Source organism: Streptomyces sp. NPDC049879, assembly GCF_044461265.1.
In the GTDB taxonomy this organism is placed as follows: Bacteria; Actinomycetota; Actinomycetes; order Streptomycetales; family Streptomycetaceae; genus Streptomyces.
Genome location: NZ_JBITKT010000013.1, coordinates 34,552 through 58,443, shown reverse-complemented (window position 1 = coordinate 58,443; position 23,892 = coordinate 34,552). Strand labels below are relative to the sequence as shown.

At 74.8% G+C, this 23,892-nt stretch carries 20 protein-coding genes; 18 read left to right on the top strand and 2 right to left on the bottom strand.

The features are described 5' to 3' along the window. The first annotated feature begins 8 nt into the window (after positions 1-8). The 3 genes from ACIBPC_RS30820 to ACIBPC_RS30810 are packed head-to-tail and all read left to right on the top strand — an operon-like array spanning position 9 to position 1,492. On the top strand, positions 9-635 hold the full coding sequence (locus ACIBPC_RS30820) for an RNA polymerase sigma factor (protein WP_398849206.1): 627 nt from the start codon (positions 9-11) through the stop codon (positions 633-635). Next, a complete protein-coding gene (locus ACIBPC_RS30815) occupies positions 632-1,294 on the top strand; it encodes a hypothetical protein (RefSeq protein WP_398849204.1) in 663 nt (220 codons plus the stop codon). The genes ACIBPC_RS30820 and ACIBPC_RS30815 overlap by 4 nt, the downstream gene beginning before the upstream one ends. Positions 1,295-1,315: 21 nt before the next feature. Further along, entirely contained in the window at positions 1,316-1,492 is a 177-nt protein-coding gene (locus tag ACIBPC_RS30810) for a hypothetical protein (RefSeq protein ID WP_362964544.1), read from the top strand. Here the strand turns inward: ACIBPC_RS30810 and ACIBPC_RS30805 are convergent. Continuing rightward, positions 1,485-2,165, bottom strand: a complete 681-nt coding sequence (locus tag ACIBPC_RS30805; RefSeq protein ID WP_398849202.1) for an N-acetylmuramoyl-L-alanine amidase — start codon at positions 2,163-2,165, stop codon at positions 1,485-1,487. The two genes, ACIBPC_RS30810 and ACIBPC_RS30805, sit on opposite strands and share 8 nt — an antisense overlap. A gap of 73 nt (positions 2,166-2,238) precedes the next feature. On the opposite strand from ACIBPC_RS30805, the gene ACIBPC_RS30800 reads away from it, so the two are divergent. Next, positions 2,239-3,408, top strand: a complete 1,170-nt coding sequence (locus ACIBPC_RS30800; protein ID WP_398849201.1) for a cysteine desulfurase family protein — start codon at positions 2,239-2,241, stop codon at positions 3,406-3,408. 19 nt (positions 3,409-3,427) lie between these two features. After that, on the top strand, positions 3,428-4,561 hold the full coding sequence (mnmA, locus tag ACIBPC_RS30795; protein ID WP_362964550.1) for a tRNA 2-thiouridine(34) synthase MnmA: 1,134 nt from the start codon (positions 3,428-3,430) through the stop codon (positions 4,559-4,561). A gap of 19 nt (positions 4,562-4,580) precedes the next feature. On the opposite strand, the gene ACIBPC_RS30790 is transcribed toward mnmA, so the two are convergent. Further along, on the bottom strand, positions 4,581-5,384 hold the full coding sequence (locus ACIBPC_RS30790) for a carbon-nitrogen hydrolase family protein (RefSeq protein ID WP_362964552.1): 804 nt from the start codon (positions 5,382-5,384) through the stop codon (positions 4,581-4,583). A 57-nt stretch (positions 5,385-5,441) separates the two neighbouring features. Here ACIBPC_RS30790 and ACIBPC_RS30785 point away from each other — a divergent pair, with 57 nt between their 5' ends. The 13 genes from ACIBPC_RS30785 (at position 5,442) to ACIBPC_RS30725 (ending at position 23,236) form a co-directional block, all read left to right on the top strand. Continuing rightward, complete coding sequence (locus ACIBPC_RS30785) at positions 5,442-6,131, top strand: SDR family oxidoreductase (protein WP_362964554.1); 690 nt, start codon at positions 5,442-5,444, stop codon at positions 6,129-6,131. 14 nt (positions 6,132-6,145) lie between these two features. Continuing rightward, positions 6,146-7,213 carry a methionine synthase gene (locus ACIBPC_RS30780; RefSeq protein ID WP_398849198.1) on the top strand — a complete coding sequence of 356 codons (1,068 nt, stop codon included), beginning with the start codon at positions 6,146-6,148 and terminating at the stop codon, positions 7,211-7,213. Between the two features lie 14 nt (positions 7,214-7,227). Then, positions 7,228-9,480 carry an NAD-dependent DNA ligase LigA gene (gene ligA / locus ACIBPC_RS30775; RefSeq protein ID WP_398849196.1) on the top strand — a complete coding sequence of 751 codons (2,253 nt, stop codon included), beginning with the start codon at positions 7,228-7,230 and terminating at the stop codon, positions 9,478-9,480. 183 nt (positions 9,481-9,663) lie between these two features. Then, a complete protein-coding gene (locus ACIBPC_RS30770; RefSeq protein ID WP_398849194.1) occupies positions 9,664-11,787 on the top strand; it encodes a putative bifunctional diguanylate cyclase/phosphodiesterase in 2,124 nt (707 codons plus the stop codon). 95 nt (positions 11,788-11,882) lie between these two features. Beyond that, positions 11,883-12,179, top strand: a complete 297-nt coding sequence (gene gatC, locus ACIBPC_RS30765; RefSeq protein WP_362964562.1) for an Asp-tRNA(Asn)/Glu-tRNA(Gln) amidotransferase subunit GatC — start codon at positions 11,883-11,885, stop codon at positions 12,177-12,179. 2 nt (positions 12,180-12,181) lie between these two features. Beyond that, positions 12,182-13,684, top strand: coding sequence for an Asp-tRNA(Asn)/Glu-tRNA(Gln) amidotransferase subunit GatA (gene gatA / locus ACIBPC_RS30760; protein WP_398849193.1), 1,503 nt, complete (start codon positions 12,182-12,184; stop codon positions 13,682-13,684). Then, a complete protein-coding gene (locus tag ACIBPC_RS30755) occupies positions 13,681-13,893 on the top strand; it encodes a hypothetical protein (protein ID WP_362964566.1) in 213 nt (70 codons plus the stop codon). Before gatA ends, ACIBPC_RS30755 begins: the two co-directional genes overlap by 4 nt. A gap of 16 nt (positions 13,894-13,909) precedes the next feature. Beyond that, positions 13,910-15,418 (top strand): Asp-tRNA(Asn)/Glu-tRNA(Gln) amidotransferase subunit GatB, encoded by a 1,509-nt coding sequence (gatB, locus tag ACIBPC_RS30750; RefSeq protein WP_362964568.1) that lies wholly within the window; start codon positions 13,910-13,912, stop codon positions 15,416-15,418. Positions 15,419-15,584: 166 nt separating this feature from the next. Continuing rightward, entirely contained in the window at positions 15,585-15,770 is a 186-nt protein-coding gene (locus tag ACIBPC_RS30745; protein ID WP_398849190.1) for a hypothetical protein, read from the top strand. A 64-nt stretch (positions 15,771-15,834) separates the two neighbouring features. Next, a complete protein-coding gene (locus ACIBPC_RS30740; protein ID WP_398849188.1) occupies positions 15,835-18,867 on the top strand; it encodes an AAA family ATPase in 3,033 nt (1,010 codons plus the stop codon). Between the two features lie 97 nt (positions 18,868-18,964). Further along, positions 18,965-19,780 carry an alpha/beta hydrolase gene (locus ACIBPC_RS30735; RefSeq protein WP_362964574.1) on the top strand — a complete coding sequence of 272 codons (816 nt, stop codon included), beginning with the start codon at positions 18,965-18,967 and terminating at the stop codon, positions 19,778-19,780. 223 nt (positions 19,781-20,003) lie between these two features. Next, positions 20,004-20,198, top strand: a complete 195-nt coding sequence (locus tag ACIBPC_RS30730) for a hypothetical protein (RefSeq protein ID WP_362964576.1) — start codon at positions 20,004-20,006, stop codon at positions 20,196-20,198. Positions 20,199-20,248: 50 nt separating this feature from the next. Further along, entirely contained in the window at positions 20,249-23,236 is a 2,988-nt protein-coding gene (locus ACIBPC_RS30725; protein WP_362964578.1) for an AAA family ATPase, read from the top strand. Positions 23,237-23,892 lie beyond the last annotated feature (656 nt).

The window sequence follows — 23,892 nt, the reverse complement described above, 5'->3', positions numbered from 1 at the left end:
TCCCGCACGTGAAGATACCCAGCACGAGCCGCGGCGGTCCTGCCGCCGTGGTTCGTGACCCCGCGCTGTTCGAGGAGTTCTACCGGCGGCATGTGGACGCGATGACGCGCTTCCTCGCCCGGCGCGTGGACGACCCGCACACCGTGGCCGACCTGACGGCGGAGGTCTTCCTCGCCGTCATCGACTCGGCCCACACGTACGACGCCGCGCGCGGCAGCGAGACCGCGTGGCTGTACGGCATCGCGCGCAACACCGTCTCGGCCGAACGCCGCCGCGCCGCACGGGAGTCGGCGCTCAGCACGCGCATCGCGGGCCGCAGGCTCCTCGAACAGGACGACATCACGCGCCTTGAGGAGAAGCTCGTCGCCGAGAACGACGGCCGCCGCGCCCTCCTCGCGATGGCCGAACTCCCGGACGGCGAACGGGCCGTCCTCGAACTGGTCGCCGTCGATCAGCTCACCGTCACCGAGGCGGCGCGCGCCCTGGGCATCCGCCCGGTCACCGCGCGGGTCCGCCTCCACCGCGCGCGCAAGTCCCTCGCCCGCGCGACACGCCCCACCGCCGAGCGGGAGACCGACAACCCGCCGCACCCCGTCCCCGACACCTCTTCACTCGCCGCCGGGAGCGCCGCATGACCAGCACCTTCGAGGACCGCCTCCTCACCGAACTCCAGCGCGAGGCCCACCTCGCCACCGCCGAGAACCCCGCACCCGCCCCCCGCGCGCGGCGCACCCGGCTGCGCATCGCGACCGGCCTGGCCGCCACCGCCGCCATCGCGGGCAGCACGCTCGCCTTCCCCGGCGGCACCACGTCCCCCGCCTACGCGGTGGAGCAGGACGACGAAGGCCGCGTCACCCTGGTGATGACCGAGGAGATGACGGTGGACAGGGCGGAGCAGCAGGCGTTCGCCACCGAGATGACGGAAGTCGGGATCGAAGTCGTGTTCCCCACGGGGCGGGAGGTCTGCGGCCTCGGCGGGTCGCCGTCGGAAATGGAGAGGCTCGAAAGGACGGGAGAGAACCCCTACTACGACGTCATCTTCGGCATCGCGACGTGGGTGCCGACGACCGACGAGTCCGGAATGGCCGCCAGCCCGCCGTACCCGTACTACCAGGAAAGTCCGGAGGGGAACCCTTTCCCCCTGGAGGCGGGCGATCCGTTCACCATCGACCTCGGGCCCGACGACTCGATCGCCATCATGAACAACGAGGACATGGACAGCGTGGACTACCTGTTCTTCCACGACCGTGGCCCCCAGTGTGTGATCGTGCCCGCCGACGGCATCTGGGAGTAGCACTGCGGCTACCGTGGGCCCATGCGCTACGAGGCACGGCACAACGAGGAGCGCGGCTGGTATGTCGTCTCCGACGAGGGGCACCTCGCCCACGTCCCCGACCCGGACACCCACCACCTCCGGGCGGCGATCTTCGAACGCGAGGCGGACGCCGAGCGCTGCGCCCAGGAACTGAGCAGGCTCGGCACCCTCAGCTGACGCCCGCCGCCGACCGGACCATCGCCATGTACCGGTCCCAGTCCCAGTGCGGCCCCGGGCAGATCCGCACCACGTCCGGCACCTCGTTGTGCCCCACGATGTGCTGCCGGTCCACCGGTATGCCGTACCGGGCGCAGATACCGGCCACCAGGCGGGCCGACGACTCGTACATCGTGTCCGTGAGATACGACGGGTCGTCGGCCCAGCCCTCGTGCTCGATGCCGACGCTGCGCTCGTTGAACTCCCGGTTCCCCGCCTGGTACGCGACGTCCAGCTCCCGCACCATCTGCGCGACATGGCCGTCCCCGGACCGCACCACGTAGTGCGCCGCCGCCCCGTGCGACGAGTCCTGGAACACCCGCAGCGTGATGTCGTACGTCGCCTCCGGCATGTGGATCACCACGCGGTCCACGGTGTAGTCGCGCGGCCTGCTGGCCCGCCGGTAGTTGGCGGACGAGGCGGGCACCCACTCCGCGCCCTCGTGGTCGACCTCGCCCTCGTCGCGCGGCACGGCGGGCGCCCCGTACCGCCACCACGCGTCCTCCAGCGCCTCGCGCCCCAGGAAGCCGCCGACACCGACCGCCGCCACCGCGCCGCCCGCGACCAGCAGCCGTCGCCGCCGCACCGCCGCGCCGTCCTCCGGCTGCCGATCCGTAGTCAGATGTTCACTCATCGTGGCCTCCCGACCCCCTACAACGCTCGCCGCCCGCCGGGGGTTCCGCCCCGGCTCGTAGAATCGGCTCACCATGCCGTACTTCGATCACGCAGCCACCACCCCGATGCTCCCCGAGGCCGTCGCGGCGATGACCGCCCAGCTCACCGCCACCGGCAACGCCTCGGCGCTCCACGGCTCGGGACGGCGGGCGCGCCGCGTGGTCGAGGAGGGCCGCGAGGCCATCGCCGCCGCGCTCGGCGCGCGCCCCAGCGAGGTCGTCCTCACCGCCGGGGGCACCGAGGCGGACAACCTGGCCGTCAAGGGCCTCTACTGGGCGCGCAACGCGGCCGACCCCCGCCGTACGCGCATCCTCGCCAGCCCCGTCGAGCACCACGCCGTCCTCGACCCCGTGCGGTGGCTGGCCGACCACCAGGGTGCCACGGTCGAATGGCTCCCCGTGGACGCCCACGGGCGCGTGCACCCCGAGGCGCTGCGCCTCGTGCTCGCGGACGACCCGGGCAGCGTCGCGCTGGTCACCGTCATGTGGGCCAACAACGAGATCGGCACCGTCCAGCCCGTCGCCGAACTCGCCGCCGTCGCCGCCGGGCACGGCGTCCCCCTGCACACCGACGCCGTCCAGGCCGTGGGCCAGCTCGACGTGGACTTCGCCGCCAGCGGCGCCGCCGCCCTCACCGTCTCGGCCCACAAGATCGGCGGCCCGTACGGCATCGGCGCGCTGCTGCTCTCCCGCGACCAGACGCCCGTCCCCGTCCTGCACGGCGGCGGACAGGAGCGCGAGGTGCGCTCCGGAACGCTCGACGTGCCCGCCGTCGCCGGGTTCGCCGCCGCCGCCGCGCACGCCGCCGCGCACCGCGCGGACTTCGCCCGTACGGTCGGCGCGCTGCGCGACGACCTGGTGGCCGCCGTCACCTCCGCCGTGCCCGACGTGATCCTCGGCGGCGACCCCGACCCGGCGGGCCGCCTGCCCGGCAATGCCCACTTCGCGTTCCCCGGCTGCGAGGGCGACTCGCTGCTGCTCCTGCTCGACGCGCAGGGCATCGAGTGCTCCACCGGCTCCGCGTGCACGGCGGGTGTGGCCCAGCCGAGCCACGTCCTGCTGGCCACCGGCGCCGACGCCGAACTGGCCCGCGGCACCTTGCGGTTCAGCCTCGGCCACACCACCACCCCCGCCGACGTGGCCGCCGTCGCCCAGGCCATCGGCCCGGCCGTGGAAAGGGCCCGCGCGGCGGGCCTCAGCTGACCGTACCCTGGAAGGCGCTATGACTGAGACCCCTCGCGCGGGACGCCCCCTGAAGGTCCTCGCCGCCATGTCGGGCGGTGTGGACTCGGCGGTCGCCGCCGCCCGCGCCGCCGAGGCCGGGCACGACGTGACCGGCGTCCACCTCGCGCTCTCCGCGAACCCCCAGTCCTTCCGCACCGGCGCCCGCGGCTGCTGCACGGTCGAGGACTCCCGCGACGCGCGCCGCGCCGCCGACGTGATCGGCATCCCGTTCTACGTGTGGGACCTCGCCGAACGCTTCCGGCAGGACGTGGTCGAGGACTTCATCGCCGAGTACGAGGCGGGCCGCACACCCAACCCGTGCCTGCGCTGCAACGAGAAGATCAAGTTCGCCGCGCTGCTCGACAGGGCGCTCGCCCTCGGCTTCGACGCCGTGTGCACCGGCCACTACGCCAGCGTCGTCACCACGCCGGACGGCACCCGCGAGCTGCACCGCTCCGCCGATCTCGCCAAGGACCAGAGCTACGTCCTCGGCGTCCTCGACCAGCGGCAGCTGGCCCACGCCATGTTCCCCCTCGGCGACACCGGCGCCACCAAGACGGAGATCCGCGCCGAGGCGGAACGGCGCGGCCTGGCCGTCGCCGCCAAGCCCGACAGCCACGACATCTGCTTCATCGCCGACGGCGACACCCAGGGCTTCCTCGCCGGCCACCTCGGCACGGCGGAGGGCGACATCGTGGACGAGGACGGCGCCACGGTCGGCACGCACAGCGGCGCGTACGGCTTCACCATCGGCCAGCGGCGCGGCCTGCGCATCGGCCGCCCCGCACCCGACGGCAAGCCGCGCTACGTGCTCGACATCTCCCCGGTGGACAACACCGTCACGGTCGGCCCGGCCGAGGCGCTCGACGTGCTGTCCCTCACCGCCATCCGCCCGCGCTGGTGCGGCGCCGCCCCCACCGGGCCCGGCGCGTACACCGCCCAGCTCCGCGCGCACGGCGGCGAGGTCCCCGTGACCGCCGAGCCCACCGGGGACGGGCTGCGGGTCCGCTTCGCGGAGCCGGTGCGCGGTGTCGCCCCGGGGCAGGCGGTCGTGCTGTACGACGGCCCCCGCGTCGTCGGCTCCGCGACCATCGCCACGACCGAACGGGCCGCCGCCGCAGGGCGCCGCTGACCCGTCACGCGCGCCCCCGTCACAGGCCCGCGACGTCCACCCTGTTGGCCAGCACGGGGACCGCCGCGCGTGCCGCGTCCGCCTCCGCCGGGTCCAGGTCGAACACCAACCGGCCCGGCTCGCCGCCGAGCCTTGCCCGCACCTCACCCAGCGGTGAGACGACCATGCTGTTCCCGATCCCTGTGGGCGCCTTCGTACGCGGCGGCTCGCCCACCGTGGACGGGTCCGCCTGCCCGGCCGCGACCACCCAGCACGTACTGTCCAGCGCACGCGCCCGCACGAGCACATCCCACTGCTCGGCCTTCCCGGGCCCCGCGCCCCACGACGCGGGCAGCAGCACCACGCGCGCGCCCTGCTCGGCGAGCCGCGTGAACAACTGCGGGAACCGCACGTCGTAGCACGTCGCGAAGCCGAGCCGTACGCCGTCCAGGTCCGCGACCACGGTGCGGTCGCCAGGGGCCACCGTCTCCGACTCGGCGAACCCGAACGCGTCGAACAGGTGCAGCTTGTCGTAGGAGGTGTCCACGCCCCGCCCGGTGACCAGCAGCGTGTTCCGCACCCTGCCGTCCCGCGCCGGGGTGAACATGCCCGCCACCACCAGCACGCCCGCCCGTTCCGCCGCCTCCCGCACGCCCGCCGCCCACGGCCCGTCCAGCGGCTCCGCCACCGGCCCGAGCGGGATGCCGAACCGCGCCATCGCCGCCTCGGGGAACACCACGACGTCCGCGCCCTCCGCCGCGGCCTCCGCCACCGCGTCCGTGACCCGCTTCAGGTTCTCCACCGGAGAGACCCCCGACGCGAACTGCTCCACGGCGACCCGCATGCCCGTACCCCTCTCCCTGTCCGCCTGCCCCTCACCACCGTACGAGAGCATGTCCCCATGGCAACACATGTGATCACCGGCGCGGGCTCCGGCATCGGCGCCGCCGTGGCCAGGCGCCTCGCCGACCGCGGCGACGAGCTGTGGCTGTGGGCGCGCGACGCGGGCCGCGCCAAGGAACTGGCCGCCCAGTACCCCGGCGCCCGCACCCTCGTCGGCAACCTCGCCGAACCCGAGCGGCTCTCCTGGGCGCTCGGCCACCAGTCGCCGCCCGACCGCATCGACTCCCTCGTGCACAGCGCGGGCGTCGTGGAACTCGGCCCCATCGGCGAACTGACCCCCGCCGTCTGGCGCTCCACCCTCGCGGCCAACCTCGTCGCCCCCGCCGAACTGACCCGCCTCCTCCTGCCGCAACTGCGCGCCGCACGCGGCCACGTCGTCTTCATCAACTCCGGCGCGGGCCTGCGCGCCAACGCCCAGTGGGGCGCGTACGCCGCCAGCAAGCACGGCCTCAAGGCCCTCGCCGACGCCCTGCGCGCCGAGGAGGCCGGGCAGGGCGTACGCGTCACCAGCGTCCACCCCGGCCGCACCGCGACCCCCATGCAGGAGAAGGTCCACCAGCAGGAGGGCCAGGTCTACGACCCCGACCGCTGGATGACCGCCGACGCCGTCGCCACCACCGTCCTCACCGCGCTCGACCTGCCGCGCGGGGCGGAGGTGACCGACCTGTCGGTGCGCCCCGCCGGGTGACTTACGTTGTCCCCGTGACCGACACGACGACCGACACGACGACGCAACCGACCGCCGGCGAGCAGCCGGGCACCGCCTTCCCCTGGGGCCCGGCCGCCGCCACCGGCGTCGGCTCGATGCCGGGCGACGACGCCCGCGAGGCCGCGCGGATCGCCACCGGCTCCCTGGAGAGCCTGCTCTTCCTGCCGGAACTGCCCGCGCGCGGCCCCGGCGCCGACATGATCGGCCGCACCGCGGGCCTCCTCGCCGAGCTGTACGCGCGGGTCGAGCCCAGCGGCTGGCGCCTCGGCGACCGGCCCGGCAGGGACACCCGCCGGGCCCACGCCTGGCTCAGCCAGGACCTCGACGCCCTGGAGGAGTTCACCCAGGGGTACACGGGCGCGCTCAAGGTCGCGGCGGTCGGCCCGTGGACGCTGGCCGCCGCCCTGGAGCGGCGCAACGGCGAGGCCATGCTGGGCGACGCGGGCGCCGTCCGCGACCTCGCCGCCTCGCTCGCCGAGGGCCTGCGCGGCCACCTGGCGGACGTACGGCGGCGCGTGCCGGGCGCCCGCGTCGTCCTCCAGCTCGACGAGCCGTCGATCACGGCCGTCCTCACCGGCCGCGTCCCCACCGCGAGCGGCTACCGCACCCACCGCGCGCCGGACCGCGCCGTGGTCGAGGACACCCTGCGCGGGGTGATCGCCGCCGCCGGGGACGACCCGGTGGTGGTCCACAGCTGCGCGCCCGGCGTCCCGTTCGCCCTGCTGCGGCGTGCCGGGGCGGCGGGCGTCTCCTTCGACCTCGGGCTGCTCACCGAGCGTGACGACGAGGCGATCGGCGAGGCGGCCGAGGGCGGGACGGCGCTCTTCGCGGGAGTCGTGCCCGGCACCGGTTCCGCGGCCGGTGAATTGTCAGACCCGGCCGGTACTGTCTCAGGAGTCAGAACGCTCTGGCGCAGGCTGGGGCTGTCACCGGCGCTTCTCGCCGAGGCCGTGACGGTCACCCCGGTGTGCGGACTCGCGGGCGCCTCACCGGCGTACGCGGCGGCAGCCCTCACGCACTGCGTCCGTGCGGCGCGATCCCTCGCGAACGACCCTGAGTGACGGGAGACGAGAAGGTGGCTGGCGAACGGTCCGGCGGTGGCGGCGCGGAGTCCTCCGTGCCGCCGGAGGCGCGCGAACGGCACGCGCGCCTCGCCGAGCAGGTCGAGGAGCACCGCTTCCGCTACTACGTGCGGACGCCCGTGATCAGCGACGCGCAGTTCGACGCGCTGATGCGGGAGTTGCAGGGCCTGGAGGAGGAGCACCCGGAGCTGCGCACGGCCGACTCGCCCACCCAGGCGGTCGCCGGGAGCTACGAGACGGAGTTCACCGCCGTCGAGCACCGCGAGCGCATGCTCTCGCTGGACAACGCGTTCGACGACGAGGAGCTGTCCGCCTGGGCCGACCGCGTGGCCGCCGAACTGGACGGCATCCCCTACCACTTCCTGTGCGAGCTGAAGGTGGACGGCCTCGCCGTCAACCTCACCTACGAGCACGGCCGCCTCACCCGCGCCGCCACCCGCGGGGACGGCCGCGCCGGCGAGGACATCACGCCCAACGTCCGGACGATCGACGAGGTCCCCGACCGGCTCACCGGCGACCGCGTGCCCGACCTGGTGGAGATCCGGGGCGAGGTGTTCTTCGCCATGGAGCGCTTCGAGGAGCTGAACGCCCGGCTCGTCGAGGCGGGGGAGAAGCCGTTCGCCAATCCGCGCAACGCCGCCGCCGGTTCGCTGCGGCAGAAGGACCCCAAGGTCACGGCGGGCCGCGCCCTCCAGATGGTCGTGCACGGCATCGGCGCGCGCGAGGGCTTCGCCATCGACCGGCTCTCCGACGCGTACGGGCTGCTGAAGGAGTGGGGCCTGCCCACCGCGCGCGCCGCCCGCGTGGTGGAGGACCTCGACGGGGTGCGCGAGTTCATCGCCTACTACGGCGAGCACCGGCACGCCGTCGAGCACGAGATCGACGGCGTCGTGGTCAAGGTGGACGAGATCCCCCTCCAGGGCCGCATGGGCAGCACGTCCCGGGCGCCGCGCTGGGCCATCGCCTGGAAGTACCCGCCGGAGGAGGTCAACACCAGGCTGCTCGACATCCGTGTCGGCGTCGGCAGGACGGGGCGCGTCACGCCGTACGCGGTCGTGGAGCCGGTGACGGTGGCCGGGTCCGAGGTCGAGTTCGCTACGCTGCACAACCAGCAGGTCGTCAAGGCCAAGGGCGTGCTGATCGGCGACACGGTCGCGCTCCGCAAGGCGGGCGACGTCATCCCGGAGATCCTCGGGCCGGTCGCCGACCTGCGGGACGGCAGCGAGCGCGAGTTCGTGATGCCGGAGAAGTGCCCGGAGTGCGGGCACACCCTCCAGCCCATGAAGGAGGGCGACATCGACCTGCGCTGCCCCAACGCCAGGTCGTGCCCCGCCCAGCTGCGCGAGCGCGTCTACTACCTGGCCAGCCGCCGGTGCCTCGACATCGACCACTTCGGCTACGTGGCGGCGACCGCGCTCACCCAGCCGCTCGAACCGTCCGAGCCGCCGCTGCTCGACGAGGGCCGCCTCTTCGAGCTGACGGTGGACGAGCTGCTGCCCATCAGGTCCTACGTCCTGGACCAGGACACCGGTCTGCCCAAACGCGACCCGGAGACCGGCGAGCCCAAGATCGTCACCTTCTTCGCCAACCAGCGCGGCGAACCGAAGAAGAACACCCTCGCCATGCTGGAGAGCATCGAGCAGGCCAAGACCCGGCCGCTCGCCTCCCTGATCACCGGCCTGTCCATCCGGCACGTCGGCCCGGTCGCGGCGCGCGCGCTGGCCCGCGAGTTCGGCTCGCTCGACCGCATCGCGGAGGCGGACGAGGAGGAGCTGGCGGCCATCGAGGGCGTCGGGCCGACCATCGCCGCCTCGCTCAAGGACTGGTTCGCGGTCGACTGGCACCGCGACATCGTGGAGCGGTGGCGCGCCGCCGGGGTCAGGCTCGCCGAGGAGACCGGCAAGGACACGGCGCCGCGCGCCCTCGCGGGCGTCACCGCCGTCGTCACCGGCACCCTCGCGGGCTGGACGCGCGACGCCGCCCGGGACGCACTGCAGGCCCAGGGCGCGAAAGTGACCGGATCGGTTTCGAAGAAGACCGACTTCGTCATCGTCGGGGACAGCCCGGGGTCCAAGTACGACAAGGCCGTGCAGCTCAAGGTGCCTGTCCTGGACGAGGACGGGTTCGCGGTCCTGCTCGCCGACGGGCCGGACGCGGCGCGTGCCGCGGCCGTCACCGCGGGCGCCGAAGCAGACGAGGACGTGCAGGAAGGGGCGGAAGAGGCGGAAGAGCAGTCAGACTCCTGAGGTGACACAGGAGTTGAGGGGCATGGGCGACACAGGGCTGTGGCATATACCAGAGGCACGTCACACCGTGAGGTGCTTTGGGCAAGCAGCCGGGTTGGCTGACACCCGGCCCGCCGGGACGCCTAATGTGGGGCGGACACGTCCGCCCCGGGCGCGGCGGACACGGCCGTGAGAGGGACCCGCATGCACCAAGCTTCCGGGGGAGGACGGCCACTGCCCCGTGGATACGCGCGGCTGGCGCGCCACACGGGCACGGCCGTCCTCGCCGCCGCAGGAGTCGCCCTGGTCATCGGCGTCTGCCGCCTCCTCGGCGGCGGCCACGCCCTCTTCCCCGGCGACCGGCCGGGCTGGGGCTTCGCCGTCCTGACCGGGCTGATCGTCGCCCACCTCGTCGCCCTCGGCGGCGACAGCTGGTGGGGCGGCGGTTCCGGCTCGGGCGCCGCGCTCGCCCTCGCCATGCTGCTGCTCTACGGCTGGGTCCCGGCCATGCTGGTCAGCCTCGCCGTGGTGACGCTCGCCGGCATCGCCCGCCGCGAGAGCCGCCTCCAGGCCACCCGGCACGGCGCCATCGACATCCTCGGCGTCGGCGGCGCCGCGCTGACCCTCGCCGCCTGGGGCTCCCGGCCCAGCGTCGAACACCCCTGGGAGCCCGGCGACTGGCAGGCCGCCACGATGCCGCAACTCGTCCTCGGCGCCTGCGCGTACCTCGTCATCACCCGGCTCCTCCTGTGGCTCGTCAGCGACCCGCCCGGCGGCCTGCCCTCCCTCGCCTGGGGCGCGCTCACGAAGCAGGGCCTCGTCGCGATAGCCCTGCTGTGCATAGCCCCCCTCATAGCCGTGGTCGCCGCCCACGCCCCGCTGCTGCTGCCGCTGTTCGCCGTCCCGCTCATCTCGCTCGACTCCACCTTCTGGATGGCACGCGCCCGCGCCGAGGACCAGCTCAGCGACCCCCTCACCGGCCTCCCCAACCGCCAGTGGCTCCTGGAACGCACCCGCGCCGCCCTCGCCGACGCCGGACGCGGCGGTGAACGCGCCGCCCTCGTCCTCATCGACCTGGACAGCTTCCGCGCCGTCAACGACACCCTGGGCCACCTCGCCGGCGACCGCCTCCTCCTCCAGATCGCCGACCGCATCAGGACCGGACTGCCCGCCGGAGCCGAGCCCGCCAGGCTCGGCGGCGACGAGTTCGCCGTCCTGCTGCCCCGCGTCGCCTCCGCCACCAGCGCCCAGCGCGTCGCCCGCTCCCTCGTCGGCTCCCTCGGCGCCCCCCTCGACCTCGACGGCCTCACCATCGTCGTGGAGGCGAGCGCGGGCGTCGCCGTCTTCCCCGACCACGCGCCCGGCGCCGAGGACCTGCTGCGCCGCGCCGACGTCGCGATGTACGACGCCAAGCAGGACCGCAGCGGCGTCGAGGTCTACGACTCCACCCGCGACAGCAACACCCCCGACCGCCTCGCGCTCCTCGGCGACCTGCGGCACGCGCTCGACGCCGGACACGTCGAGCTGCACTACCAGCCGAAGGTCCGCTTCGACGGCGAGGTCGCCGGTCTCGAAGCCCTGATCCGCTGGGAGCACCCCGACCGCGGCCGGGTGCCGCCCGACGAGTTCATCACCATGGCCGAGACGTCGGGACTCATGCCGCGCCTGACCGAGTACGTCCTGGAGACCGCGCTGCGGCAGGTCGCCCTCTGGCGCGCCCACGGCCTCACCGTCCCCGTCGCCGTCAACGTGTCGCCCCGCGACGTCTACACCCCCGGGTTCGCCGGGGCGGTCGCCGCCCGCCTCGCCCGGCACGGCGTCCCGGCCGGTTCGCTCCAGCTGGAGATCACCGAGCACGTCATGCTGGAGGACCCCCAGCACGCCGCCGACACCCTCGCCGGGCTGACCGGCCACGGCGTCCGCATGTCCCTGGACGACTTCGGCACCGGCTACTCGTCCCTCGTCCACCTGCGCCGGCTGCCGGTGAGCGAGCTGAAGATAGACCGCTCGTTCGTCGCCCGCCTCGCCGTGGACGCGCAGGACGCCGAGATCGTCCGCTGCACCGTCGAACTCGCCCACTCCCTCGGCCTGGTGGTCGTCGCCGAGGGCGTCGAGGACGACGAGACGTGGGAGCGGCTGCGCGACCTCGGCTGCGACGCCGTGCAGGGCTGGCTCGTCGCCGCCGCCATGCCCGCCGCCGAGACGACGGCCTGGCTCCGCGCCCGCGACAGCCGCCCCGCCGAGGAACTGCCGGGCGGCGCGGTGCCCGCCGGACTGCCCCTGCCCGCCGAGGCGTCGGCGACCCGTACGCTGCCCGCCGAGGCCTGAGCGCCCCCGCGGGGAATCGGTGCGCGGGCCGCCGCGCGCCCGCCATAGGATTGGGCGCGGAAACCCAAGCCCGCGACGAGCAAGAGGATCGCCACATGCCCGGCATCACGCGCGAGGAGGTCGCCCACCTCGCCCGGCTGGCGCGTCTGGAGCTGACCGACGAAGAGCTGGAACACTTCGCCGGACAACTCGACGACATCATCGGCGCGGTCGCCCGCGTCGCCGACGTCGCCGCAGAGGACGTCCCGCCGACCTCCCACCCGCTGCCGCTCACGAACGTCATGCGCGAGGACCGCGTCAGGCCGAGCCTGACCGCGCGGCAGGCGCTCGCCGCCGCCCCCGCGCAGGAGCAGCAGCGTTTCAAGGTGCCGCAGATCCTGGGGGAGGAGTGACCGTGAGCGACCCGACCGACCTGACCAGGCTCACCGCCGCCGAGCTGGCGGCCCGCGTCGCCGACGGCTCCGTCAGCGCCGTCGAGACGGCCGAGGCCCACCTCGCGCGGATCGAGGCCGTGGACGAGAAGGTCCACGCGTTCCTGCACGTGGACCGCGAGGGCGCGCTCGCGCAGGCCCGCGCCGTCGACGAGCGCCGCGCGGCCGGGGAGCGGCTCGGCCCGCTGGCCGGGGTGCCGCTGGCCCTGAAGGACATCTTCACCACCGAGGGCGTGCCCACGACCGTCGGCTCCAGGATCCTCGAAGGCTGGCTGCCGCCGTACGACGCGACCGTCACGCGCCGCCTCAAGGACGCCGGGATCGTCATCCTGGGCAAGACGAACATGGACGAGTTCGCCATGGGCTCGTCCACCGAGAACAGCGCGTACGGCCCCACCGGCAACCCGTGGGACCTCACCCGCATCCCCGGCGGCTCCGGCGGCGGCTCCGCCGCGTCCCTGGCGTCCTTCCAGGCGCCGCTCGCCATCGGCACCGACACCGGCGGCTCCATCCGGCAGCCCGCCGCCGTCACCGGCACCGTCGGCGTCAAGCCCACCTACGGCGGCGTCTCCCGCTACGGCATGGTGGCGTTCTCCTCGTCCCTCGACCAGGGCGGCCCCTGCGCCCGCACCGTGCTGGACGCGGCGCTGCTGCACGAGGCCATCGCCGGGCACGACCCGCTCGACTCCACGTCCGTCGACGCCCCCGTCCCGCCTGTCGTCGAGGCGGCGCGCAACGGCACGGTCGCCGGGCTGCGCGTCGGCGTCGTCCGCGAGTTCAGGGGCGACGGCTTCCAGGCCGGGGTGCTCCAGCGCTTCGACGAGTCGGTGGAGCTGCTGCGGAGCCTCGGCGCGGAGGTCGTCGAGCTGTCCTGCCCGTCGTTCGACAGGGCGCTGGCCGCGTACTACCTGATCGCGCCGTCCGAGTGCTCCTCCAACCTGGCCCGCTTCGACGCCATGCGCTACGGGCTGCGCGTCGGCGACGACGGCACCAGGTCGGCCGAGGAGGTCACCTCCCTCACCCGCCAGGCCGGCTTCGGCCCCGAGGTGAAGCGCCGCATCATGCTCGGCACGTACGCGCTGTCCTCCGGCTACTACGACGCGTACTACGGCAGCGCCCAGAAGGTCCGCACCCTCGTCGCCCGCGACTTCGAGGCGGCCTTCGGCCAGGTCGACGTGATCGTCTCGCCGACCACGCCCACCACCGCGTTCCCCATCGGCGAGCGCGTGGACGACCCGATGGCGATGTACCTGGCGGATCTGTGCACCATTCCCGTGAACCTCGCGGGTAACAGTGCCATGTCACTGCCCTGCGGTCTGGCACCGGAGGACGGTCTGCCGGTCGGGCTCCAGATCATCGCGCCCGCCATGGCCGACGACCGCCTCTACCGCGTCGGAGCCGCGGTCGAGGCCGCGTACCAGGCACGCTGGGGTCACCCGATCCTTGAGGAGGCACCCGCGCTATGAACAAGAAGAAGCAGAAGTCGAAGGCCAGCATGTACCTGTCCATCGGCACGACCCTGTTCGGCTCCGTCAGCGTCACGCGGCAGCTGCGCGAGGCCCGGGTCGACAAGGACAAGCTGCGGATCGCGGACGCGGTCGTCCACGGCGCCGCCATCATCACCAGCGTCGCCCTGCTCGTCCGGGAGATCCGCCGCATGACCAACGACGACTGAGCACCGAGAGGGAACCGTGACCGTCACCGACCTGGTGTCGTACGAGGACGCGCTCGCGTCCTACGACCCCGTCATGGGCCTGGAGGTCCATGTCGAGCTTGGCACCGCCACCAAGATGTTCTGCGGCTGCGCCACCACCCTGGGCGCGGAGCCCAACTCGCAGACCTGCCCGGTCTGCCTCGGCCTGCCCGGCGCGCTGCCCGTGGTCAACGCCACGGGCGTCGAGTCGGCCGTCCGCATCGGTCTCGCCCTGAACTGCGGGATCGCCGAGTGGTGCCGCTTCGCCCGGAAGAACTACTTCTATCCGGACATGCCGAAGAACTTCCAGACGTCCCAGTACGACGAGCCCATCGCGTTCGACGGCTACCTGGACGTCCAGCTGGAGGACGGCGAGGTCTTCCGGGTCGGCATCGAGCGCGCCCACATGGAGGAGGACACCGGCAAGTCCACGCACATCGGCGGTGCGACGGGCCGCATCCACGGCGCGTCGCACTCGCTGCTGGACTACAACCGCGCCGGTATCCCGCTGATCGAGATCGTCACCAAGCCGATCACCGGCGCGGGCGCACGCGCCCCGGAGATCGCCCGCGCCTACGTGGCCGAGCTGCGCGAGGTCATCAGGTCGCTCGGCGTCTCCGAGGCGCGCATGGAGATGGGCCAGCTGCGCTGCGACGTGAACCTGTCGCTGCGTCCGCACGGCCGGGAGAAGTTCGGCACGCGCAGCGAGACCAAGAACGTCAACTCGCTGCGCAGCGTCGAGCGCGCCGTCCGCTTCGAGATCCAGCGGCACGCGGCCGTCCTCGACGACGGCGGCGTCATCGTCCAGGAGACCCGGCACTTCCACGAGGAGGACGGCAGCACCACCTCGGGCCGCGTGAAGGAGGAGGCGGAGGACTACCGCTACTTCCCCGAGCCCGACCTCGTCCCCCTCGCCCCCGCCCGCGCGTGGGTGGAGGAGCTGCGCGCCGGGCTGCCGGAGCTGCCGCTCGCCCGCCGCAAGCGGCTGCGCGACGAGTGGGGCATCTCGGCGCACGAGATGCAGTCCGCCCTGAACGCGGGCGCCGTCGACCTGATCGTCGCCACCACCGAGGCGGGCGCGGACGCGGCCGCCGCCCGCAAGTGGTGGCTCGGCGAGCTGGCGCGCCGGGCGAACGAGCAGGGCACCGACCTGTCGGCCCTGCCCATCACCCCGGCGCAGGTCGCGCGGGTGGCCGCGCTGGTCGCCGAGGGCGCGCTCAACGACAAGCTGGCCCGCCAGGTCATCGACGGGGTGCTCGCCGGTGAGGGCGGCCCCGACGACGTGGTGGAGAAGCGCGGCCTGCGGGTCGTCTCCGACGAGGGGGCGCTCGGCACGGCCGTGGACGAGGCCATCGCGGCCAACCCGGGCATCGCCGACAAGGTGCGCGGCGGCAAGGTCGCGGCGGCGGGCGCGCTGGTCGGCGCGGTCATGAAGGCCACGCGCGGCCAGGCGGACGCGGGGCGGGCGCGCGAGCTGATCCTGGAGCGGCTCGGCGTGAGCGCCTGAGGTGCCTTACGGCGCGCCCGCCCGGTGCGGCGGCGCGCGGCCGGATCTAAGGCCCCGGCCCATCCCGCGAGCGGGGTGGGCCGGGGCTTTCTGAGGTCCCGGGGGGTGTGTGAACAGGGCTGTTGCCCGATGTGGGGGAGGGGCCTGCGGCGCGAAGCTCGGTGACATGTTCACCTTGGATCTGCACCGACAGCGCGCCGCCGAGCTGGAGCGGGCGGCGCGGGAGCACCGAGCCGCCAGGAAGTCCCGCCGCGCGGACACCGACACCCCGACCACCACCGACACCACCGGTACCACCGGTCCCTCCTCCGCCGCCGGGCGTCCCGGGCGCCGCTGGGCCGAGGCGGCGTGACCCCCGTCCGCCTCGGGCACGGCCCGGCGTGCCGCCCTCTGCCGTCGGCAGGGGGAAGACGCTGATGTCAGTGCCCCGTGTCATGCTCGGCCTCGTGGAGAACCTGCCCGTCAGTCCCGTGTTCGTCGGCCGCTCCGCCGAGCTGGCCGAGTTGGCGGACTGTCTCGAACGGGCCGCGCGCGGCGAGACGCAGGTCTGCGTCGTCGGCGGCGAGGCCGGGGTCGGCAAGTCGCGGCTGCTGGAGGAATTCCTCGCCGCGCTGCCGGAGGACGAGGTGGTCACCGCCGTCGGCGCCTGCGTCGAACTGGGGGCGGACGGGCTGCCGTTCGCGCCCGTCGCGGCCGTCCTGCGCGCCCTGCACCACCGCCTCGGCCCCGACCGGACGGACGCCGTGGGCGGCCGGGCCAGGGAGCTGGCCAGGCTCCTGCCGGAGCTGGGCGAGGCACCCGCCGCCGCCTCGGACGGGCAGGAGCGCGGCCGCATGGCGGAGTCGGTCGCCCGCTTCCTCGAACGGGCCGCCGCCCACCGCCCGCTCGTCGTCGTCATCGAGGACCTGCACTGGGCCGACCGCTCCACCCGCGAACTGCTCGACTACCTCATACGCGCCGCGCCCGCCGCGCGCCTGCTGCTCGTCGCCACCTACCGGTCGGACGACATCCACCGCCGCCACCCGCTGCGCCCGTTCCTGGCCGGGCTCGACCGGCTGCGCACCGTACGGCGCGTCGAGCTGAGCCGCTTCACCCGCGAAGAGGTCGCCGCCCAGCTGACCGGCATCACGGGCACCGCACCGCCCGCCACCCTGCTGGACGAGGTCTTCGACCGCTCGGAGGGCAACGCGTACTTCGTCGAGGCGCTGGCGTCCGCCGGATCCGGCGGCATCAGCGAACCCCTGCGCGACCTGCTGCTCGTCCGCCTGGAGGCCAGGCCGGAGGCGGAGCAGGACGTGCTGCGTGCCGTCGCCGTCGGCGGCGCCTCGGTGGAGCACGCGCTGCTCGCCCGCGTGGCGGAGCTGCCCGAGGCCGACCTGCTGGCGGCGCTGCGCGCGGCGGTGGGCGCCCGGCTGCTGGTGCCCGTGCCCGAGCGTGACGGCTACCGCTACCACCACGCCCTGATGCGCGAGGCCGTCCTGGACGACCTGCTGCCGGGCGAACGCGCGGGACTCAACCGCCGGTTCGCCGAGGCGCTCGCCGACGACCCCGCCCTCGTCGGCCCCGACGAACGCGCCGCGCGGCTCGCCAGCCACTGGTACCACTCGGGCGACCGCGCCGAGGCCCTGCCCGCCGTCCTCGCCGCCGCGACCGAGGCCGGGCATCGTACCGCCCAGGCCGAACGGCTGCGCCTGCTGGAACGCGCCCTTGAACTGTGGCCCGCCGTCCCCGGGGAGACCAGGGCACGCCTGCGGCCCGCCGAACCGATGTGGGCCTACCCCGCCGCCGACCCGCCCGACCGGCCGCTCGACCACACCGACCTGCTCGCCGAGGCCGTCACGGCGGCCTCCCTCGCCGAACAGCGCGACCGCGTCCTCGCCATCAGCCGCCGGGCGCTGCGCGACCTGGACGAGAACGCGGACCCGCTGCGCGCCGCGTGGTTCCTGCTGCACCGGTCGCGCTACGGCGCCCACGGCACCGACCGCGACGACGGATGGGGCGAACTGCTGCACGCCGAACAGCTGCTCAAGGACCTGCCGCCGTCCGCCGTCCACGCGCAGACCCTCGCCCAGATCGCCAGCCGCAGGCTCATGGAACAGCGCCCGGGGCCGGCGGCGTACGAGATGGCACAGCAGGCGATCGGACTGGCCCGCGAGGTCGGCGCCGAGGACACCGAGCTGTACATGCGCTTCTCCCTCAACAGCCTGCTCGCCGACTCCGGCGACGTCGCCGGAGGTCTGGCCGAGCTGGCCCGGCTGACGGACCGGATCATCGCGGACGGCAGGATCGAGCTGCTGGGCCGCTGCCTGGTCAACCACGCGGCGACGCTCGGCGAGGTCGGCCGCCTCGACGAGGCGCTCGCCGCGGGCGACCGCGGTCTCGTCCTGGCCGACCGGCACGGCCTCCTCCACACCAGGGGCTGGCTCCAGACCAACCGCGCCGAGTCGCTCATCGCCCTCGGCCGCTGGGCGGACGCGGACGCCGCGCTCGCCGAGGGGCGGGCGTGCGGCGTCCCGCGTCCGCGCGGCGGGGCCGTCCTCCTCACCGGACACCTGGCGGTCCTGCGGGGCGACCTGGCGCAAGCGCGCGCCTGTCTCGAAGAGGCGGAGGCCGAGTACCCCCTGACGCACGGGGACGGCTCCTGGGTCCTCCACCGCGCCCGGCTCGCCGTGGGCCTCGCCGCCGCCGAGGGCCGGTTCCCCGACGTCAGATGGATGGCCGCCGACGCGTTCGTCGCCGAGGCACCGCCGTACACCTCCTCGTTCGCCTGGCAGGTCCTGCTGGCCGCCGCCGGGGCGGAGGCGGACGCCAAGGGCCTGCCCGCCGCGGCCCCCGGCCGCGCCGACGCCCTGCGGCTCCTGCGGGAGGTCAGGGAACGGCTGCCAGGACTCATGCCCGCCTGGGCGGCCATCGGCGTGCTGGTGGACGCCTGGCTGCTGCGCGCCGAGGGGCGCGACACCCCGGCCGACTGGACGGCGGCGGCCGACGCCATGACCGTCCTCGGCATCCCCTTCCTCCAGGCCCAGGCATGCTGCGGCCTGGCCGAGTCCCTGCTGACGGCGGGCGGCGCGGCGGACCGCGCGTCCGCCGCCGACCTGCTGCGCGAGACCGTCCGGGGCGCGGGCGAGCTGGGCGCGGTGCCCCTGCGCACCCGGGCCGAACGGCTCGCCACCTCGGCCAGGCTGACGCTCGACGAGCCGCCCGCAGGAGGGGACGCCCCGGCACCCCCGCCCGCCGACCCGTTCGGCCTCACCTCCAGGGAACGCGAGGTCCTCGCCCTGGTCGCGGCGGGCCGTAGCAACCGGCAGATAGCCGAGGAGCTGTTCATCTCGCCGAAGACCGCGAGCGTCCACGTCTCGAACATCCTGGCCAAGCTGGAGGTGACCGGCCGCGTCGAGGCGGCGGCGCTCGTGCACCGCCTGGGGCTCGTCCCCGTGCGCGCCGACTGACCGGCCCGCCGGTCACCCGGACGGGCGTCCTCGTTTGCGGGACACCGCCGCCGATGAGACGAAGGGACGGGACGGCGGCGTCGGAAGGGGCCAGGCCATGCGGGACATCGCCCCCGCGCACACCACGGTGGACGGGGTGCGCGTGCGGTACGCGGACAGCGCGGGCCCCGGCGCGGACGCCCTGCTGCTCAGCCCGTGGCCGGAGAGCATCTACGCGTACGACCGCGTGTGGGACCGGCTGGCGCGGCACGCGCGCCTCGTCGCGCTCGACCTCCCCGGCTACGGCGGCTCCGACCTGTCCGACAGGTACCAGTCCCCGGAGGCGATGGGCGCGTTCGTCCTCCGGGCCGTGGCGGCGCTCGGCCTGGAGACGCCGCACGTCGTGGCGCCCGACGTGGGCACGTCGGCCGTCCTGTTCGCCGCCGCCAGGCAGCCGGACGCGTTCCGCAGCATCGTCGTGGGCGCGGGCGGTGTGGCGGCGCCGGTGAACGTGACGGGCGTCCTCAGGAGCTGGGTCGAGGAGAGCGACCCCGAGCGCTACCGCGACATCGACCCGGCCCGGATCGTGGGCCCCGCCCTGGGCACCATCACGGGGTACACGCCCCCGGCCGCGATCAGGGAGGACTACGAGCGGTCGTACGCGGACGGCAGGTTCGCCGAGTCGATCAGGTACGTGCAGGAGTACCCCCGCCAGCTGCCGCGCCTCGCCGAGCTGCTGCCCCGCGTCACGGCCCCGGTGCGGGTCGTCGCGGGGGAGGCGGACGCGGCGGTCCCCGCCGAGAACTCCCGCTTCATCGGCGAACGCGTCCGCGGCAGCCGCGTCGACTTCATCACAGGCGCCGGACACTTCTGCTGGGAGGAACGGCCGGAGGAGTACGCCCGCCTCGTCACGGAGTGGTGGGCCGCCCACTGACCGCCGCGCGCCCGCTCTCGGCCGGGGCCTGAGGTCCCCGCGCCGCACTAAGGCACCTCAGAGGGTCCTCAGACACCGGGTGAGGCGCGTCTGAGGCCCCCCTGAGCACCGGAAATGCGCCGTCCTCCCCACGCGCCCGCCCCGCCTTGGCGAGGAGTCTTGAGATCACCGGGAGGAACCCGGAGAACCGAGGGCCCCAGGGCCACGCGAGGGAGCGGGAACCATGTCCACCGAACTCAGCCTGATCGAACTGCGCCTCACCGAATTGCGCCGCGAGGCCGACCGCGAGCGCCTGGTGCGCGGCGTCCTGCGGGCCCGCGCCGCCCGCCGCAAGGCGGAGGCCGCGTCCACCACCGCCGCCCGCGTACCCGGCGCGACGGGCCACCGCTGGACCCCGTGGCGGTCGGCGAACGCCTGACGGCACTCGCCCCCTCTCGAATGTCAGTGGGATATGCGATGCTTCGCGACATGCTCAGCAGGACAGTCAGCCCGGTGTTCGTCGGACGCCGCACCGAACGGGAAGCGCTCTCCGCCGCCCTCGCCGAGGCGGCGGCGGGGCGGCCCCAGGCCGTCCTGATCAGCGGCGAGGCGGGCGTCGGCAAGACGCGGCTGGCCGAGGAGTTCCTGGCGGGCGCGCGGGCCTCCGGCGCCGTCACCGCCATCGGCGCCTGCGTCGAGGCGGGCGCGGACGGCCTCCCGTTCGCCCCCTTCGCCGCCGTCCTGCGGGCGCTGCACCACCGGCTCGGCGACGAGCTGACGCGGGCCGCCGCGGGATTCGGCGGCGAGCTGGCGAGGCTCCTGCCCGAGCTGGGGACGCAGGAGGCGACCCCGCCCACCCGCGAGCAGGAGGGCCGCACCCGGCTGTTCGAGCTGACCGCGCGGCTGCTGGAGAACCTCTCCGAGACCACCACCCTCGTGCTGGTCATCGAGGACCTCCACTGGTCCGACCGGTCCACCCGCGAGCTGCTCGGCTACCTCTTCCGGTCCCTCCAGCACGGCCGTCTCCTGCTGGTCACCACCTACCGGTCCGACGACATCCACCGCCGCCACCCGCTGCGCCCCTTCCTGGGCGAGCTGGACAGGCTCAGGTCCGTCCGCCGCCTCGACCTGGCCCGCTTCACGCGCGACGAGGTACGCGGCCAGCTCGCCGGCATCCATGGCGCCGAGCCCTCCCTCGCCGAGCTGGACGAGGTGTACCGCCGCTCCGAGGGCAACGCGTTCTTCGTCGAGGAGCTGTGCTGCCTGTCCGGCCCCGGCTCCCTCAGCGACTCCGTCCGCGACCTGCTGCTGATGCGCGTCGAGGCACTGCCCGACGCCGTCCAGCGCGTCATCGCCACCGCGGCCCCCGGCGGCTCGCACGTCGAGCACCGCCTGCTGCGCGCCGTCACCGGCCTGGCGGACGACGAACTGATTGACGCCGTCCGCACGGCGGTCAACGCCAACCTCCTGCGGGCCCGCGACAACGAGACCTACAGCTTCCGGCACGCCCTGCTGCGCGAGGCGGTCGAGGAGGACCTGCTGCCGGGCGAGCGCACCCGCGTGAACCGGCGGTACGCCGAGGCGCTGGAGGCCGACCCCACCCTCGTCTGCGCGGACGAGCTGGCCGCCCGCCTCGCCGGCTACTGGTACCGGGCGAACGACCCCGAGCGCGCCCTCCCCGCCGTCATGGCCGCCGCCGAGGACGCCAGGCGCCGCTGGGCGTACGCCGAGCAGCTCCAGCTGCTGGAGCGCGCCCTGGAGCTGTGGGACAGCGCGCCGGCCGAGGTCCGCAGGCGGCTGCCGCTCGCCGAGGACGCCGAGTCCTACCCGCTGTGCAAGTGCGACGACGACGACCTGCTGTTCCTCGACCTGCTCGCCGAGATGACGCTCGCCGCGCGCTACGCGGGCGAGCCCGAGCGCGGCGTGTCCATCGTGCGGCGGGCCCTGCGCGCGCTGGAGGAGATGGGGCACCCGCTGCGGGAGGCCTGGTTCCGGGCCGAGCAGTCCAAGCACGTGCGGAACTTCGGCCGCGGCACCGGCGCCGACGAGCTGGCCGCCGCCCGCGACCTGCTGGGCGGCCTGCCGCCGTCGCGTATCCACGCCAAGGTCATCGCCGAGTCCGCGCTGTGGAACTCGATCTTCGACCCCCGGCCGGAGAACCTGGCGGTGGCCGAGTCCGCCATGGAGGTGGCCCGCCAGGTCGGCGACCGCGAGACCGAGCTGAACGCGCGGATGAGCCTCGGCGGGCTCCTCGTCGAGATCGGGCGGGGCGACGAAGGGCTCGTCCACCTGCGGGCCGTCACGGAGACCGTCACGAAGGACGGGATGCACGCGCTCGTGGCGCGCTGCCACGTCAACCTCCAGTCGCTCCTCGAATCGCTCGGCCGCTCCGCCGAGTCGCTGAGGGTCGGCGAGGCGGGACTGCGCATCGCCGACGCCTACGGCCTGCGGGAGAGCGTCGCGTGGCTCCAGGGCAACCAGGCCGACGCGCTGTTCTCGCTCGGCCGCTGGGCCGAGGCGCACGCGGCGGCCGAGGAGGCACGCCGCCACGCGCAGACGCCCGTCGGGCGCGCCCTCGCGGCGCAGCGCCTGGCACGGCTCGCCCTGGCGCGCGGCGACCTCGCCACCGCAAGGACCGAGGTCGCCGAGCTCCTCCAGCAGCACAGCCCGTACGGCTGGGCGCCGCAGTACGGCCATCCGCTCCTCGAATACCGCCTGGCGCTCGCGGCCGCCGACGGCCGGGTCCTGGAGGCGCGGGAGATCCTCGCCTCGGCCCACGCGGAGCGGGCGCGCGCGGGCAACGGCCGGTACACGTGGCCGCTGCTGGTACGGGCGGCCGAGGCGGAGTCCGACAGCGTGGGCAATCCGGCGGCCGATCCCGGGCGGGCCGAGGCGATCGCCGCCGTCCGGGAGTACGCGGCGGGCCTCCGGCGCGACTACCCCGTGTGGACGGCGCACGCCGCGCTGGTCGAGGCCGAGCTGCGCAGGGCCGAGGGCACGGCGACCGTGGCCGACTGGGCCGCCGTGGGGGAGGCGTTCGCGGATCTCTCGCGCCCGTTCGAGACGGCCAGGATCGCCGCCCGGCACGGCGAGGCGCTGCTCGCCGAGGGCGACCGCGACGCGGCGGCGGAGCGGCTGGCGGCGGCCTGGGCCGGCGCCGTGGACCTGGGCGCGGGCGAGCTGAAGGAGCGGCTCGCGCGGCTGGCCCAGCGCGCCAGGCTGTCCCTGGCGACGGCGGGCCCCGCCGCGCCGTCCGCCGGGACGGTGCCCGGCCTGACGCCGCGCGAGCGGGACGTCCTGGCCCTGGTCGCGGTCGGCCGCACCAACCGGCAGATAGCCGAGGAGCTGTTCATCTCGCCGAAGACGGCGAGCGTCCACGTCTCCAACATCCTGGCGAAGCTGGAGGTCTCGGGCCGGGGCGAGGCCGCCGCGGTGGCCCACCGCCTCGGCCTGCTCGACCAGGCCGCGGCGTCCTGACCACACCCCACGGGAGGACCGGCCGCCGGTCGAGCCGGTACGCGGGCGGCGAGCGATGCCGCTCACGGGGAGCCAGGCCCTGGCCGGGGGACTGCGGTGCCGCCATGCGCGTCGGCCCTGGGGAACGTCGCCGTAGCGCGCGATCCAGCGCCGTGCGCGGCACCGCGAGCCCGCGGCGCGGGTCGGGCTCGCCGCCGGGGGGGCGGGACCACCGGCAGGTTTCCGCCCTCGCTGTCACCCGGTCCCGCGTCGGCACCGCAGCTGGTGGCACCGGCCGCCGGTCGGCGCCTGCCCGGTCGAGCCGGTACGTGGGCGGCGAGCGATGCCGCTCACGGGGAGCCAGGCCCTGGCCGGGGGACTGCGGTGCCGCCATGCGCGTCGGCCCTGGGGAACGTCGCCGTAGCGCGCGATCCAGCGCCGTGCGCGGCACCGCGAGCCCGCGGCGCGGGTCGGGCTCGCCGCCGGGGGGGCGGGACCATCGGCAAGTTCCGCCCTCGCTGTCACCCAGTCCCGCGTCGGCACCGCGGCCGGTGGCACCGGCCGCGGTGCCCACCGGCGCCGGGATGTTCACGCTGACCGGCCACACCGTGCGTTGCCACACCAACGGCCTCGTCCGCGCCATCGACGGCTACCCCGCCACCGGCTGCGGCGAGACC